At 64.0% G+C, this 14,246-nt stretch carries 15 protein-coding genes and 3 riboswitches; of the genes, 10 read left to right on the top strand and 5 right to left on the bottom strand.

Annotation, left to right across the window (positions count from 1 at the left end):
- Window positions 1-25: 25 nt before the first annotated feature.
- The gene (locus tag DFR49_RS06195; protein ID WP_170150939.1) at window positions 26-1,312 is read right to left on the bottom strand and encodes an SAM-dependent methyltransferase; all 1,287 of its coding nucleotides are present in this window, start codon (window positions 1,310-1,312) and stop codon (window positions 26-28) included.
- A 62-nt stretch (window positions 1,313-1,374) separates the two neighbouring features.
- Window positions 1,375-1,435, bottom strand: a riboswitch (Fluoride riboswitch).
- A 31-nt stretch (window positions 1,436-1,466) separates the two neighbouring features.
- Window positions 1,467-1,970: a universal stress protein gene (locus DFR49_RS06200; RefSeq protein WP_170150940.1), complete on the bottom strand. Its 504-nt coding sequence runs from the start codon at window positions 1,968-1,970 to the stop codon at window positions 1,467-1,469.
- A 52-nt stretch (window positions 1,971-2,022) separates the two neighbouring features.
- Window positions 2,023-2,082, bottom strand: a riboswitch (Fluoride riboswitch).
- Window positions 2,083-2,206: 124 nt separating this feature from the next.
- Window positions 2,207-2,274: riboswitch (Fluoride riboswitch) on the top strand.
- A 49-nt stretch (window positions 2,275-2,323) separates the two neighbouring features.
- Here DFR49_RS06200 and crcB point away from each other — a divergent pair.
- The 9 genes from crcB to DFR49_RS06245 are packed head-to-tail and all read left to right on the top strand — an operon-like array spanning window position 2,324 to window position 9,023.
- A complete protein-coding gene (gene crcB, locus DFR49_RS06205) occupies window positions 2,324-2,728 on the top strand; it encodes a fluoride efflux transporter CrcB (protein ID WP_245968261.1) in 405 nt (134 codons plus the stop codon).
- A gap of 15 nt (window positions 2,729-2,743) precedes the next feature.
- On the top strand, window positions 2,744-3,046 hold the full coding sequence (locus tag DFR49_RS06210; protein ID WP_119034785.1) for a hypothetical protein: 303 nt from the start codon (window positions 2,744-2,746) through the stop codon (window positions 3,044-3,046).
- A gap of 27 nt (window positions 3,047-3,073) precedes the next feature.
- On the top strand, window positions 3,074-3,883 hold the full coding sequence (locus DFR49_RS06215; protein WP_119034786.1) for a universal stress protein: 810 nt from the start codon (window positions 3,074-3,076) through the stop codon (window positions 3,881-3,883).
- A 21-nt stretch (window positions 3,884-3,904) separates the two neighbouring features.
- Window positions 3,905-4,462, top strand: a complete 558-nt coding sequence (gene ppa / locus DFR49_RS06220) for an inorganic diphosphatase (RefSeq protein ID WP_119034787.1) — start codon at window positions 3,905-3,907, stop codon at window positions 4,460-4,462.
- Window positions 4,462-5,748 carry a phosphopyruvate hydratase gene (gene eno / locus DFR49_RS06225; RefSeq protein ID WP_211325809.1) on the top strand — a complete coding sequence of 429 codons (1,287 nt, stop codon included), beginning with the start codon at window positions 4,462-4,464 and terminating at the stop codon, window positions 5,746-5,748. Before ppa ends, eno begins: the two co-directional genes overlap by 1 nt.
- The gene (locus DFR49_RS06230) at window positions 5,745-6,377 is read left to right on the top strand and encodes a histidine phosphatase family protein (RefSeq protein ID WP_119034789.1); all 633 of its coding nucleotides are present in this window, start codon (window positions 5,745-5,747) and stop codon (window positions 6,375-6,377) included. Before eno ends, DFR49_RS06230 begins: the two co-directional genes overlap by 4 nt.
- Entirely contained in the window at window positions 6,374-7,186 is an 813-nt protein-coding gene (locus tag DFR49_RS06235; protein ID WP_119034790.1) for an undecaprenyl-diphosphate phosphatase, read from the top strand. Before DFR49_RS06230 ends, DFR49_RS06235 begins: the two co-directional genes overlap by 4 nt.
- Window positions 7,183-8,394: an MFS transporter gene (locus tag DFR49_RS06240; protein WP_119034791.1), complete on the top strand. Its 1,212-nt coding sequence runs from the start codon at window positions 7,183-7,185 to the stop codon at window positions 8,392-8,394. Before DFR49_RS06235 ends, DFR49_RS06240 begins: the two co-directional genes overlap by 4 nt.
- Window positions 8,391-9,023 carry a 2,3-bisphosphoglycerate-dependent phosphoglycerate mutase gene (locus DFR49_RS06245; protein WP_170150941.1) on the top strand — a complete coding sequence of 211 codons (633 nt, stop codon included), beginning with the start codon at window positions 8,391-8,393 and terminating at the stop codon, window positions 9,021-9,023. The genes DFR49_RS06240 and DFR49_RS06245 overlap by 4 nt, the downstream gene beginning before the upstream one ends.
- Window positions 9,024-9,291: 268 nt before the next feature.
- On the opposite strand, the gene DFR49_RS06250 is transcribed toward DFR49_RS06245, so the two are convergent.
- The 3 genes from DFR49_RS06250 to pip form a co-directional block, all read right to left on the bottom strand.
- Window positions 9,292-10,668 (bottom strand): cytochrome-c peroxidase, encoded by a 1,377-nt coding sequence (locus DFR49_RS06250; RefSeq protein WP_119034792.1) that lies wholly within the window; start codon window positions 10,666-10,668, stop codon window positions 9,292-9,294.
- Entirely contained in the window at window positions 10,669-12,219 is a 1,551-nt protein-coding gene (locus DFR49_RS06255; RefSeq protein ID WP_211325810.1) for a phospholipase C, read from the bottom strand.
- Window positions 12,220-12,423: 204 nt separating this feature from the next.
- Window positions 12,424-13,515, bottom strand: coding sequence for a prolyl aminopeptidase (gene pip / locus DFR49_RS06260; protein ID WP_119034793.1), 1,092 nt, complete (start codon window positions 13,513-13,515; stop codon window positions 12,424-12,426).
- A 385-nt stretch (window positions 13,516-13,900) separates the two neighbouring features.
- Here pip and DFR49_RS06265 point away from each other — a divergent pair, with 385 nt between their 5' ends.
- Window positions 13,901-14,206 (top strand): DUF736 family protein, encoded by a 306-nt coding sequence (locus DFR49_RS06265; RefSeq protein WP_119034794.1) that lies wholly within the window; start codon window positions 13,901-13,903, stop codon window positions 14,204-14,206.
- Window positions 14,207-14,246 lie beyond the last annotated feature (40 nt).

Raw genomic sequence — 14,246 nt, forward strand, 5'->3', positions numbered from 1 at the left:
GTAAGAATCGCGTGGCAACTCCATGTCACTCTCCTTGCTTGAATTGGACTTTGATGACGCGATCGTGCGCCGTTGGCACGATGCGTTGTTCGGCAAAGTGCCGGACGAACTCGCCTTCGCGCTCCGCCATATAGCTGCGCGTCCGCGGCAGCGCGTCGATCCGCCGCGTAAGCTGGATCTGGTTGACCATCATCCCGTCGAAGCGGAAGGCCATTTCGCACGAGGCGAGATAGAATTCCCACATCCGGAAGAAGCGCGCATCATAGAGCAATTCGATGATCTGGCGATTGACTTCACAGCGCCGCCGCCATTCCCTCAGCGTATCGGCGTAATGCAGGCGCAGGATCTCAATATCGGTTGCCCATAGGCCCGATCGCTCGATCGCACCCATCGTCTCGGACAAGGCCGGGATATAGCCGCCGGGAAAGATGTAGCGATCCATCCATGGGTTCGAGCCGGTGCCCGGATCTTTGCGGCCGATCGCATGGATCAGCGCGACGCCATCGTCGGTCAACAGATCGCGGACTGCGGTGAAATAGGTGTCGAAATGCTCTCGACCGACATGCTCGAACATCCCGACCGAGACGATCCGGTCGAACCGCTCGCCCACCTCGCGATAATCCTTGAGCGCGAAGTCGACACGATCGGCAAGCCCCGCGGCCTTCGCCCGCGCTTGCGCGACGCGGAGCTGCTCCTCGGACAGGGTGATGCCGGTGACGCGCACGTCGCAGGCTTCGGCCAGCGACAGCGCCATGCCGCCCCAACCGCAGCCGATGTCGAGCACATGCTGCCCCGGCTCAAGAGCGAGCTTGGCTGCAATATGTGCCTTTTTGCTCGCCTGCGCAGATTCCAGGCTGTCGTCAGCATGTTCGAAATACGCGCAGCTATACTGCATGTCGGCATCGAGAAACTGGCGATAGAGGGTTTCCGACAGATCGTAGTGATGGTGGACGTTGCGGCGCGCATGCCGTCGGTCGTTGCCGGCGCGCATGAGCCGGGCGATGGCGTTCCTTGCCCGTGTCACCAGTCCCGGCGCGCCCCGACTGGTGATGTTGTGACCGACCAGTTCCAGGAACCCCCATAGAGTCCCGCGCACGATCGTCAGGTCGCCATCCATATAGCATTGGCCGAGTTGGAAATCGGGATCGAGTGCGAGCCGCAGCGCGGTTGCGCGATCCTTGATCCGGATTGTCGAGGCGAGCCACGGTTTATCGGTCGGCGGCGCGCCAACCGTGAATCGGCGAGCACCGATCTGCACGGTCAACTCGCCGGTTGTGATGAGATGCCGCAATAGGCTTTCGAGCACCTGCATTCCCCTGTCGTTGCGGCAGGGCGGTCGCGGGTGTCGGCCACGATCTCCTGCCGCGTCAAAAGACGCTTGCAGGAGTCATCAGCCTTGAGGCGGTTAAAGGGAGACTCCATTCCCTCTAGCGGCTTGTGTGCCGCCCAGGATGATAACGTCAATACTAGCCATTCGGTGCCGATCGAACCACCAGCACCGAGCAGATGCCGTCGCGTGCGATTTGCTCCGATCGGCTGCCCCATAATTGATCATAGATACTATGCGCGGTCGTTGCGCCGATGACGAGGAGATCGCAGCCTCGATCACGAACAAATTCCAGAATGGCTTTTGACGTGTGGCCATCCAAGATTGTTGGCCTGGCTTGAACTCCGGCGCGATTGGTGATCCGCGCGATGAGCGCCTGCTTGAGTGCCAGTCGATCCGCAGCGTTATGGCCGAACAGATCAAGCGCTTCGCCAGAGCCAGGCGAACCATTTTCAATCAGCGCGACATCTAGGCGCGCATTGAACAATGTTGCCATCTGGACCGCGTGCCGCAACGCATGGAGTGCGTGTTCGCTATTGTCTGCGAGCACAGCGACATGGTGGAACGGCGCACCGCCCGAAAAGCGCTCTTGTTTGCTCATCGCCGTTGCCCCGGCGACATCAGCGGAGAATTGCTCATCCATATCCTGACCAATCAGGCCGGGACACGAGCCCCGGCAAAGGCTTCTGCGCGCGAGCGCGGCAGGAGCCATTAGCCGGAAGGCGGTTTTGGGGAGCTCCATCCCCCTAGTACGTTTCAACCTTGCCCGAGCGCTTGCGATTGGGCAATAGCAACAATCAAGCGTCGGAAACGGCGCCGGACCACGAACGGCAGACGCTGGGCGTAGTTCGCAACTTTGAGGCCGTCTAACCCCTGTCGACGGCCTCCGGGGATGGAGTTCCCCGTTAACCGCTCCCCTTTGGGGAGCTGATGACTCCTACCGTTCAACAACGGTGGGAGCATGCGTCTTTTCCACCGACCGACTCGGAGGATTGGGTGCTCTCGACCTATCTCTGGATAGCCTTTGGCAGCGCGATCGGCGGCATGAGCCGCTATGGCGTGTCACGCGTATTCGCCTTCTGGTTCGGCGAGACCTTCCCGTGGGGCACGCTGGTCGTCAACATATCGGGCTGCTTCCTGATCGGAATCCTGTCTGGGCTCACCGGGCCGGACGGTCGAATGCTGGTCTCGCCGGATTTTCGTCAGTTCCTGCTCGTCGGCCTTTGTGGCGGCTACACCACCTTTTCGTCCTTCAGTCTGCAGACGCTCGCGCTGATGCGCCAGGGCGACATGATCGAAGCGAGCGCCAACGTCCTCCTGTCGGTGGTGATTTGCATGATTTTCGTGTGGTTTGGCACCATCACGGCAACGCTTTTCAACCAGGTCAGAGCGGTAGGGTGAGGACGGAGGTTCGAGATGAGCGACCAGTCAGTGCCGTTCGAGAACCGGTGGACCAGCGGCGAAGAGGCGCGACACTGGATGCTCCGGCTCGAACGCGAAGGTGTGAAGAACGTGCGCGCGATGTACGCCGATCATGAACTCAATGCCCCGGACAAACGGCTGCTGATCGAAGACGTTCCGATCGGTTTTGCGCGTGACTGGTTGGCCTGGCACCAGCAATCCAAGCGCAGCCGGCGCCGTAATCGGCACCGGGTCATCGTCGTCCTGTTGATCGTCGTGATCATCGCGCTTGCGATTATCGCCTGGCGGATCGGCTGATCGTCTCTCCGGAAACAGGATTTCGTTATGAAGATACTTGCGGTGCTTGCCGAAGCGGAAACGACGCAGACATGTCTTGCGGCTGCGGTCGCAGCGGCGGCGCGCTTGGGCAACAGCCGGATCGAGGCGCTTCACATCGTCGTCGACCCCAAGGTGCTCGTTACATCCGACGAGGAGATCGACATTCAGTTCTTGCGCGAGCGGCGCGAAGGCAGCGCGACCGATCGCGCCGACGCGGTGCGGCGCCAGTTTCTGGCGTTCGTCGCCGGCATGGGTGACGATAGCCCCCATATCGACTGGCGTACCCTGCCGGGTGCCGAAGAGCCGGAGGTGATCAGGGCTGCCGAGTGCGCCGACCTGGTCGTACTGGCGAGCCCGCACGATCTCGATGGGCATGATGCCCGACATGCCGCGTTGTTCCGGACGGGAAAGCCGGCCTTGCTCGTCCCCGATCGCTGGCGAACGACCGGGCAGTTCGCCGACCGGATCGTCATTTACTGGGCAGGCTCCGATCATCCGACACCGGCGCTCGAAGCCGCCGTGCCGTGGCTACAACTGGCCAGCACCGTCACCGTGCTGTTGGTCGATGATCCGGTCGAGCGTTCGGCATGGATCTCTCAGTGGCTGGAAGATCGCGGCATCCACGCGGCCATTAAAGCAGTCGACCGACACCACGATTCGACGGAGCACTGCGTACGCGCGGCGGCTCAGGAGCTCGCTGCTGACTTACTCGTCGTCGGCCCGCGAACGCACAGTGCGATTGTCGATTGGCTTACCGGCGGTGCCACGCACGCGATTGTCGCCCACGCCGAATTACCGATTTTAGCCTCTCATTGAACATCGAAAGGAACTGATTGCATGGACCTCAGCAAGCTGAAGGTCGGCCCCAACCCGCCTTGGGACGTCAACGTCGTCGTCGAAATCCCGCAGGGTTCGACCGACCCGGTCAAATATGAATTCGACAAGGAATCGGGCGCGATCATGGTCGATCGCTTCCTTCACACCGCGATGTTCTATCCGGCGAATTACGGGTTCATCCCCCATACGCTGTCTGATGACGGCGACCCGATCGATGTGCTGGTGATCAGCCGCGCGCCGGTGGTGCCCGGCGCGGTGATCCGGTCGCGGCCGGTCGGCGCGCTCAAGCTCACCGACGAGAACGGGCTCGACGAAAAGATCGTCGCGGTGCCGGTTGATGCGCTGCATCCCTATCACCGCAACGTGCGCAGCTACGAAGACCTTGCACCGACCTTGTGCGACCAGATCGCTCACTTCTTCGAACATTATAAGGATCTCGAACACGGCAAATGGGTGACCGTCAGCGAATGGGTCGGCCCGGATGAAGCGGCAGGGCTGATCGAGGAAGCGATCGCCCGCCATGCCGAAAAGAAGCGCATTGCCGAGGAGGTTCTTTGATGACGCGGATCAATTCCATCGCTGCACGTCAGATATTCGATTCGCGCGGACTGCCGACCCTGACGGTGCGTCTCGAAACGACGGGCGGCGCCATCGCAGAGGCCTCGGTTCCGTCTGGTGCTTCGACCGGAGCGCACGAGGCAGTTGAGCTGCGCGACGGTGATCCGAAACGGTTCGGTGGCAAGGGCGTCGACAAGGCGATCGCCAACGTCAACGGGCCGATCGCCAATGCGTTGGCCGGCATGTCACTGGAGGACCAGGCAGCGATCGATCGCCGTCTGATCGACCTCGATGGCACATCCAACAAGGGCAAGCTCGGCGCCAACGCGATCCTGGGTGTGTCGATGGCGGCGGCGCGGGCGGCGGCGATGACGGTCAGCCAACCGCTCTACCGCCATCTGGGCGGTGCCGGCGCAGTGCGCCTGCCGGTACCGTGCATGAATGTGCTCAACGGTGGGAAGCACGCCGACAATAACGTCGATTTCCAGGAATTCATGATCGCGCCGGTCGGTGCCCCGAGCTTCGCCGAAGCGATGCGTTACGGCGCCGAGACCTATCAGGCGTTGAAGGCACTCCTGCATGACCGTGGCCTCTCGACCGCGGTCGGCGACGAGGGCGGCTTCGCGCCCGATCTCGGCTCGAACGAGGAGGCGTGCGCGGTGATCGTCGAGGCGATCGAGCGCGCCGGCTATCGTGCGGGCGAGGACATCGCCATCGCGCTCGATCCGGCTGCTTCATCCTTTGCGGTAGAAGGAGGATACCGTCTTGCCGGCGAGGGCGACGGCGTCACCAGCGCCAAGGCCCTGCTGGCGATCTATGAGGACTGGGTGAAGCGTTATCCGATCGTCTCGATCGAGGACGGCTTCGGCGAGGACGATTGGGCGGGCTTCATCGCCCAGACCGAAGCGCAGGGCGGGCGCATCCAGATCGTCGGCGACGACAATTTCGTCACCAATCCCACGATCATCAAGCGCGGCATTGCCGAGAAGGTCGCCAATGCTGCACTCATCAAGCTCAATCAGATCGGCACCGTCACCGAAACGGTCGAAGCGATCCGACTGTGCTTCGAGGCGGGCTGGGGCGCGATGGTTTCGCATCGTTCGGGCGAGACCACCGACGACTTCATCGCCGACTTCACCGTGGCGATGGGCACCGGCCAGCTCAAATCGGGCGCGCCGTGCCGCGGTGAGCGCCTCGCCAAATACAACCGGCTGATGGCGATCGAGGCGGAACTCGGCGACCGCGCGCAATATTCGAGCCCGTTCAAGCGTCCGCCACACCGATGAGGCTGATCCTTGTCCGCCATGGCCATGTGCCGGGGATCGATCCGCCGCGCTTCCGCGGGCATCGCGAGGTGCCGCTGACCGATCTCGGCCGTCGCCAGGCCGAACTGACCGGCGCGGCGATAGCGTCGCGCTGGGCGGTCGATGCGGTCTTCACCAGTCCGCTCGGCCGCTGCATCGATACGGGTGCGGCGATCGCGGCCGCGACCGGCGCGCCAACCGGCGTGCTGAGCGAGCTGGTCGATTTCGACTATGGTGCCTGGTCGTGGCGGACGCTCGAGGAGGTGCGGAGCGAAGCGCCCGAGCTGTTCGACTTGTGGTTCCGCGAGCCATGGCGTGTCGACATCCCCGGCGGCGATACGCTCCAGGCACTTGCCGCGCGCGCCGCCGATGCGCTGCGTGCGATGATGCGCCTGCATGGCGATGGCACGGTGGTCGCAGTGGCACACGATTCAACCAATCGGGCGCTGCTACTGCAATGCCTTGGCATGTCGCTCGATGGCTATTGGCGCCTGATGCAATCGCCCTGCTGCCTCAACGAGATCGATATCGGCCCCGGCATCCGCGTGCATCTGATTAATGGCACTGCCCATCTCGATGAGCGCAGTGACGGACAGGCGCTGCCGGGATGACCGGTGAGATCGTCGCGGCGATCGTCCTGGGGCTGGTCGAGGGGCTGACCGAATTCATCCCCGTCTCCTCGACCGGCCATCTGATCCTTGCCGATCGAGTGCTCGGCCAATCGGGCGAAGCGGTGGGCGTGCTCGATGTGGTGATTCAGGTCGGTGCGATCCTCGCCGTCTGCTGGGTGTACCGTGTCCGGCTGTGGAACGTGGCAATCGGCGCGCTGCGGCGCGAGCGCGACGCGCTCCATTTTTGCGCGATGGTCGCGCTCGGCGTGTTTCCCTCAATCGTTATCGGCTTCCTTGCGCACGACTTCATCAAGGCTGTGCTGTTCTCACCCTGGGTAGTGGCGATCAGCCTGATTGTCGGCGGATTGGCCATTCTCATCGTCGAGCGCTGGCGCCGCGAGCCGGGATCGGGCGGCACCGTGTCGCGCATGAGCTGGCGGCTCGCGCTCGGTATCGGCTTGTGCCAGTTGCTCGCGATGATCCCTGGCGTGTCGCGATCTGGTGCGACGATCATCGGGGGGATCGCGCTCGGCGCCGATCGACGGCTTGCTACCGAATTCTCCTTCTTCCTCGCCATCCCGACGATGTTCGGCGCCGCTGCGCTCGACCTTGCAAAGAGCCATGCAGCGCTGACGCGAGCCGATGCATTCGCCATCGCCCTTGCCACGCTCGCCGCATTCCTCGTCGCGATGGTCGTCATTCGCTGGCTGATCCGCTTCGTCGCTGATCACGATTTTCGCGGTTTTGCCTGGTACCGGCTGGCCGCCGGCGCAGTTGCGATCGTTCTTCTGAAGGCGAGCGCTCAATGACCTCGAGCGACACCGCCGCCGGACCCAGCAAGGTAACGCGCAGCGCACTCCGCTTCGTCATCCTGCTCGGCTTCGCCAGCCTGTTCGCAGATTTCACATACGAGGGTTCGCGTAGTGTGCTCGGGCCCTATCTGGGGTTGCTGGGCGCAAGCGCGGCGGCGGTCGGCATCGTCACCGGGTTCGGCGAGTTTGTCGGCTACGGCCTGCGCCTCGTCTCCGGCCGGCTCGCCGACCGGACGGGGAAATTCTGGCCGATCATCCTGTTCGGCTACACCATCCAGATGATCTCGGTGCCGCTGCTCGCGCTGACCACGCGCTGGGAATGGGCGGCGCTGCTCGTCATCATCGAACGCACCGGCAAGGCGCTGCGCAACCCCCCGCGCGACGTGATGCTGTCCTATGCGGCGCGCGAACTCGGCGGCTACGGTTGGGTATTCGGTATCCATGAAGCGATGGACCAGTCGGGCGCGATGCTCGGACCGTTGCTGGTCTCGGCAGTGCTGGGTTGGCAAGGGAGCTATCACCTCGCCTTCGCGGTGCTGGCAATTCCGGCGGCCTTCAACCTTGCCTGCGTCGGCGCGGCGCGGCTGCTCTTTCCCAAGCCGCACCTGCTCGACAGCGAAGCCACCCGCAACCAGCCACCGGAAGATTCCGAGGGCTATCCGCGCGTGTTCTGGGTCTATCTCGCCGGTGCAGCAGCGGTCGCGGTCGGTTTCGCCGATTACCCATTGATCGCCTATCATTTCGGCGAGGCGGGAACGGTGCCCGGGACGTGGATCGCCATCTTCTATGCGATCGCGATGGGCGTCAGCGGTGGGGCCTCCTTGCTGTTCGGGCGCTTGTTCGACCGCTTCGGCTTTCCGGTGCTGATCGTGCTGTCGATCATTTCGGCAGCCTTTGCGCCACTTGTCTTTCTGGGCGGTTTCTGGGTCGCGATGATCGGCGCCGCAATCTGGGGGCTGGGCAAAGGCGTTCACGAATCGATCATCCCGGCCGCCGTCGCCCCGATGGTGCCCGCCCATCGCCGGGCCTCGGCCTATGGGCTGTTCACGGCGGGCTATGGCCTGTTCTGGTTCGGTGGCAGCGCGGTCATCGGCATCCTCTACGAATGGTCCCTGCCGTTGGTGATCGGCTTCTGCGTCGTGTTCGAGCTGGCTGCCGTGCCATTGTTCGCCTGGGTGTCGCGCCGGACGACGGTGACGCGATGAGCCGGCAACTACTACTCGCCCGTCATGGACAAAGCGCCGCCAACGCCGCGGATGTCTTTACCGGATGGAGCGACCCGCCGCTGACCGAGCGTGGGCTGGTGGAAGCACATACCATCGCAGCGACCCTGGCTGGGTTCGACATCATGCCGGACGTCATGTTCGCCAGCGCACTTCATCGCGCGATCCATACTGCCACGATCATTCGCGACGATCTCTGCCTCCCGCTCGAAATCGTGTCGTCTGACGCTCTCAACGAACGCGACTATGGCGACCTCACAGGTATGAACAAGGCCGAGATTGCCGAGCGCTATGGCGCAGAGCAGACGTTGGCCTGGAGGCGATCATGGGTGAGCGAACCGCCCAATGGGGAAAGCCTTCGCGATACTGCCGCTCGCGTGCTGCCCTACTATCTGCGTGAAATCCTGCCGTCCGTTCTCGATGACCGAACGGTGCTCGTGGTGGCGCACGGCAATAGCCTGCGCGCCCTCATGATGGTTCTTGAAGGCGTGCCCCCGAGTGCCGCGGAGACGGTGGAGATCGGCACCGGGGCCATCAGGTCGTACATGTTCGAACCCAACAGCAGAATAGCATCCGCTTCCTGGTTGGCCGGCCATTCAGGCGTTTGCTGACGCCCTTCCCTCGATCGAGCACCTTCGCCGGCGGCCGATCGCGGAGAGGCGGCCGGGCGATGGAAAGCCCACCGTTGGCGCGCGCAATGGCATTCGCTCACTCCATTCACGACTGCCTACAAGAGGAGATCCACCGAAACAATAACGACGATCGGGCCAAGCGTTTCTCCCCACAATACTCAGACGGCGAGGCGCATCGTGGCCGATCTCGCAGCTCCTTTATCACGCAATGCGGTGATCGCTTCCGAAGTCTGATCCACCGCGAGCTTCACAGCCTGGCCAATGAGGATATCGTCGTTATCTCGCCGGCACCGTACCCGTCATCGAGGGTATTCAGAAAGGCGATGATGTCGTTCATCTCGGCTTCCGTGAGCGCGGGCTTTTCGCCGAATTTGCGATCGAACGGCGCGTCGGCGGTATCGATATTGGCCCAGTAACGCCGCGGCAGATCGTCATATTTCATCACGCGTCCGCGCGCATCGCGAGGGTAAATCTTCCCGGGATCGGTACCGCGAAGCGCATAGAAGCGCAGCACGTCGATCAACCGATGATAGACGCCGTTGTGGAAATAGACCTCGCGCTTCGCCGCGTTGCGCAGGGTCGGCGTCAGGAACATTCCACAATATTGCGTCTGTTGCGCCAGGTCCTTTCGCAGCGGCCCGCACAGGCCGAGATCGAAGAAGTGCGGATCGCGGTTCGCCGCCAGCCGCCGGTTGCGCGGCACGCCGAGCGCCTCGTATTCGGTGTCGGTGAACAGCGGCGGCAGGCCGTCGGGGCTCGGCTGGCTGATGTGGCAGGCGGCGCAATCGCCCTTGGCCGGGTCGTTGAACAACTGCATGCCGCGCATTTCCGCTCGCGTCAGCCGCGCCTTTCCCTCGAGCCAATAGTCGTATTTGCTGTCGAACCGGTGAAACGCCACGTCTTCGATCTGGTAGCGCGCCACCGCCGACATCGCTTCCTCGACCAGCATCGCCGGATTGTTCACCACCGTGCGGCCGAACAGCGGCTCGAGCCGCGCGACATAGCCCGCCCGCTCCAGCTTGCGTGCCACGGCGGCCACGTCCCTGTTCGCCATTTCGGCGGGGTTGGTCATCGGCCCCATCGCCTGCAGCATCAGTGAATCGGCGCGGCCGTCCCAGAACAGCCCGCCCTGCGGCACCGGCGCGGCGGGCGGCGGCGCGACACCGGCAGCCTTGGTCGCTCGCGGCACGTTTTTGGCCTGCTCGACGAGCTGGCTGAGCGGCGGCGGGTTGTCGTAATCGGCGATCGGCGGTCCGATGCTGAACACCGTCTGCCGATAGAGATAGGCGAGCGATGGCGGCGGCCGGATTCCCACCTGATCCATGTGCGGCCCGCCGATCTGGGTATCGCGATCGTCGGGTGGGCCGAAGCTGCGGGCCGGATCGTGGCAGGAGGCGCACGATTGCCGTCCCGACGCAGACAGCGAGGCATCGTGGAAAATCCGTTTCCCCACCATCGCCAGCGCGCTCAGCGGCCGTTGCGGCGGCCGAACCAGCTTGATCGGATGCGGGTTGACGCCGCTCATGCTGCTGCCGGGTACGGCAGCGTGGAGCACCGCCCCGGCCAGCGCAATCGCCGTGATCGCCGGCGCCCACCAGCGCGCCCGGGTCGTCCAATCCCCCATTCAGGCAGGCGGTGCCGAGCGCGGTTCGCCGGTCTCGGGATCGAGATAGAGCGGTGCCGGATGCGGCGGCGCGGTAAAGTCGAACATATCCATGATACTGCCGGTATCGGCGTCGGCCGAGCCGCCGCCCAGCCGTTGCCCGTGCAACCAGTTATCCTCGATGAAGCGGATCACCGAGGCCTGGGTGATCGCGTCGTGCGATATGTAATTGACCCGTGCATAGGGCGAGATCAGCAGGAAGGGGATGCGCGAGCCGGGGCCGCACCGCCCGTTGACCGGCTTGCCGAGGATGCCGATCGAGGGGTGCGCCGGATCGCCGCATTTGCCCGGGCCATTATATTGGTCGGCCTTGGCATCGAACGAGCCGTGGGTGACGACCGGCGCCTGGTGATCGTACCAGCCGTCCGAATCATCATAGGTGACGATCACCGCGGTATCCTTCCAGTCGGGCTGCTGCTGGAGGAAGTTGATCACTTCCGTGACGAACGCCTGCTCGTCGAGCGGATTGGAATTGCCCGGATGCGCATCCTGATAGCCCGGCGCCTTCAGGTAGCTCACCGCCGGGAAATTGCCGGCGCGGATCGCGGCGAAGAAATCGGTCATGTCATATTGGTGATGCACCGGCGTCGCCGAGGCATCGAGCACCGGATCGGTCCGCCCGATCATCGCCACCGAGCGTGGGCGGGTATGCTTGTAGTTGGCGGTCGAGGAATAGTATTGAAACCAGTTGTGGTGCGGCACGTAATCGGTCTGCGTGCGGCTGGTGATCGGCGAGGCGGTGCTGCGCGCGCAGCCGGTGGTGCCGTTGGCGTTGGTGGCGGTGAGGTCGAAACCGGCCATGAAGCCGCCCCAGCTGATGCCGGCCTCGGTCAGCAGATTGCCGATATTGCGGCCGCCGAGGCTCAGCGTTTCCCCCTTCGAGCAGGGGTCGCCGGTGGGATCGGAATCGTTGACCAGGGTGAAGCCGCCCTGCCCGTCGGGGATCGTCGCGGGCGTGGCGTTGGAGCCGCCGTTGGTGGTGCCCGCGACGACGTTGATCGCGCCGGGCGTCGACGGCCCGAACGAATCGGTGAAGGTGTTGTCGTTCATCGCGAAATGCTGGGCGTAGTTCCACAGCGCGGTGACGGTATTGCCGTCGAAATAACCCATCACCTGCGCCTTGGTGCCAAACCCGCCGGCACCGCCCGCCGAGCCCTTGCCGGTGTGCGCGACGAAACCGTCCATCAAGCCGTGGTTCGAGGCGCGTTGTTCGGCGGTATAGGCATGGTTCTGGTCGGCGGTGTCGGCCTGCGCGCGATCCATGCGGAACGGGTTCATCTCACCGGCGGAAATACCGGTCGCCAGGTTGTCGGCGCTGCGCGTGTTGGGATTGTCGGTCAGCAGCGTGGGGTGCGCGGTATAATTGTTGACCGCCGGCGTGCCCGCCGCCGCCACGAAGCGCGGCTCCCCTTCCGGATTGGCCGCTTGCGGATAGGTGCCGAAATAGTGATCGAAAGACTCATTCTCGCCGAAGATCACCACCAGATGCTTGATCGGCGTCGCTGTGGTCACGGCACTTTCGCTCGCGGGGGACGATGCGGCGGCCGAAGGCGTCCTGTGCATCTGCGTTGCGGCGCAGCCCGATAGCAGCGGCAAAAGGCTCATCCACGCGAACGTCCGTGTCGCCATTGTGATGTCTCCCAAAATGAGCCGATCGAAGTCAAAGCCGAATGCCCAATGCTCAATATCGCGCCTCGATCATCGCGCAAGCCGCGCCTAGCCCTCGATCGGCCGTAGCCCGTCCATGATCGCGGTCAGCGCCAGCGCGGTCTCGCGCTCCATCGCGCTGTGGCCGGCGTTGGTCACCACGAACGTCGCCGGTTCCGCGCCGGCATCGCGCAAGGCTGCGACCAGCCGTGATGCCTGCGTCAGCGGGCAGACCAGGTCGAAGCGGCCGTGGACGATATGGATCGGAATCCGCGCCAGCGTCGCGGCGTTGCGGATGATATGGTCGGGCGCCATGAACAGGTGATTGGCGAAATAATGCGCCTCGATCTGGGCGAAGCTCAACGCGAAGGCGGCCTCGCCGAACTTGCCCTCGTCGGCTTGGTCGGGGATCATATTGGAGATTGTGCCTTCCCACACCGACCAGGCCAGCGCCGCCTCGAGCTGGCGCTGCCGCTCGGCGTCGGTCGCCGGCGCCATATCGAAGATCGCCTTGTACGCCTTCATCACGTCGCCGCGCTCGGCCGATGCGATCGGGGCGAGGAAGCGCGCCCAGGCCTCGGGATAGCTGACGTAGGAGCCGGGTTCGGTCAGCGCGTAGGGCGCCTCGGCAAAGGTCGCGGCGTTGCCCTGGTACATGAAGCGCAGGTCTTCGGGGGCGCCGAGGAAGATGCCGCGCAGGATCAGGCTGGCGCAATGATCGGGATGCGCGATGGCGTAGGCCATCGCCAGCGTGCTGCCCCAGCTGCCACCGAAGACGTGCATCCGCCCGGTGATGCCGAGCGCATCGCGCAGGCGCTCGATATCGGCGATCAGATGCGCGGTGGTGTTGTGAGCCAGCGCCACGGCGGGTCCGTCGGCGGCGACGGTGGGAATGCTCTTGCCGCAGCCACGCTGGTCGAACAGGACGATACGGTAGGGCGCCGGATCGAAATAGCGCGCCATCACCGGGCTGCAGGCGCCGCCGGGCCCGCCGTGGAGGACGACGACCGGCTCGCCGGCGGGATTGCCATATTCCTCCCAATAGAGGCGGTGATCGGGCTCACGGTCGACCTGCAACAGCCCGCTCGCCCGCGCCGCCGCCTCGGGATAGCGCCACTCGTCGGTGATCTTGCTGGTGCGCTGCAGTGCCGAGAAATCCATATCCTGTGCTCCTACTCTCAAGCATCGGCATAGCGAGCGTCGGTCGTAGGGACCAGAACGACGCCATCTTACGAAGCGGGCTCGCGATCGAGCGCAGCCGGAAGGTCATCATTCCGCGAGCAACGGGAACCGGCACAGACCGTTCAATCATTGAGCCTGCCGACCGCAGCGCCTCAACACGTTACAGCGAGGCGGGCTCGAAGCCTGTGGATGCCTTGACCGTCTGGACCCACCCTTTTCTGTTGCCTGCTTTAGGGGTGCGGTCGGCTCGTGCCGTCAACCCCATTCGGGGTTCGCCCTCCGCTTCGCTGCGGTGACGGCGGCATCCGTCCCCCTTTTGGTGGCGCCATCGGGGATGTCCCCGAGCAATCGAAGAAGAATCGACATGGCTACTATCGCCAACCTTGCCGTGAAATCCGATGGTTCGATGGATGGCACGCTTGCGACGCTCAATGTCACCACGCCGATCTCGATCGTTCCCGACGCTCGCAAGACGAAGGAAAACGAGCCCGACTTCCGCTTGAAGAGCATGATCGGCAGCGTGCCAATTTCCGGCACGGAGTTGCTGGAGGGGGGAACGCCTTCCCCTGACGGCCAGCCCCGAGGTCTGGCCGTACCCCTTCTAGCGGGGCTGCCGCCCCGCAACGCCCCGCCAGAGCAAGAGGATGGCCGGCTGGCCGTGACGGGTTGAGCGCGGAGAGAGAGGCTCGCCGCGGCCCGTCGCGAAAGGC

Source organism: Hephaestia caeni, from assembly GCF_003550065.1.
In the GTDB taxonomy this organism is placed as follows: Bacteria; Pseudomonadota; Alphaproteobacteria; order Sphingomonadales; family Sphingomonadaceae; genus Sphingomonas; species Sphingomonas caeni_A.

Bases quoted from the DNA above. Each gene is read 5' to 3' on its own strand.
- DFR49_RS06195 (WP_170150939.1), bottom strand. From the start codon at position 1,312: ATGCAGGTGCTCGAAAGCCTATTGCGGCATCTCATCACAACCGGCGAG.
- DFR49_RS06200 (WP_170150940.1), bottom strand. From the start codon at position 1,970: ATGGATGAGCAATTCTCCGCTGATGTCGCCGGGGCAACGGCGATGAGC.
- DFR49_RS06210 (WP_119034785.1), top strand. From the start codon at position 2,744: ATGAGCGACCAGTCAGTGCCGTTCGAGAACCGGTGGACCAGCGGCGAA.
- DFR49_RS06215 (WP_119034786.1), top strand. From the start codon at position 3,074: ATGAAGATACTTGCGGTGCTTGCCGAAGCGGAAACGACGCAGACATGT.
- ppa (WP_119034787.1), top strand. From the start codon at position 3,905: ATGGACCTCAGCAAGCTGAAGGTCGGCCCCAACCCGCCTTGGGACGTC.
- eno (WP_211325809.1), top strand. From the start codon at position 4,462: ATGACGCGGATCAATTCCATCGCTGCACGTCAGATATTCGATTCGCGC.
- DFR49_RS06230 (WP_119034789.1), top strand. From the start codon at position 5,745: ATGAGGCTGATCCTTGTCCGCCATGGCCATGTGCCGGGGATCGATCCG.
- DFR49_RS06235 (WP_119034790.1), top strand. From the start codon at position 6,374: ATGACCGGTGAGATCGTCGCGGCGATCGTCCTGGGGCTGGTCGAGGGG.
- DFR49_RS06240 (WP_119034791.1), top strand. From the start codon at position 7,183: ATGACCTCGAGCGACACCGCCGCCGGACCCAGCAAGGTAACGCGCAGC.
- DFR49_RS06245 (WP_170150941.1), top strand. From the start codon at position 8,391: ATGAGCCGGCAACTACTACTCGCCCGTCATGGACAAAGCGCCGCCAAC.
- DFR49_RS06250 (WP_119034792.1), bottom strand. From the start codon at position 10,668: ATGGGGGATTGGACGACCCGGGCGCGCTGGTGGGCGCCGGCGATCACG.
- pip (WP_119034793.1), bottom strand. From the start codon at position 13,515: ATGGATTTCTCGGCACTGCAGCGCACCAGCAAGATCACCGACGAGTGG.
- DFR49_RS06265 (WP_119034794.1), top strand. From the start codon at position 13,901: ATGGCTACTATCGCCAACCTTGCCGTGAAATCCGATGGTTCGATGGAT.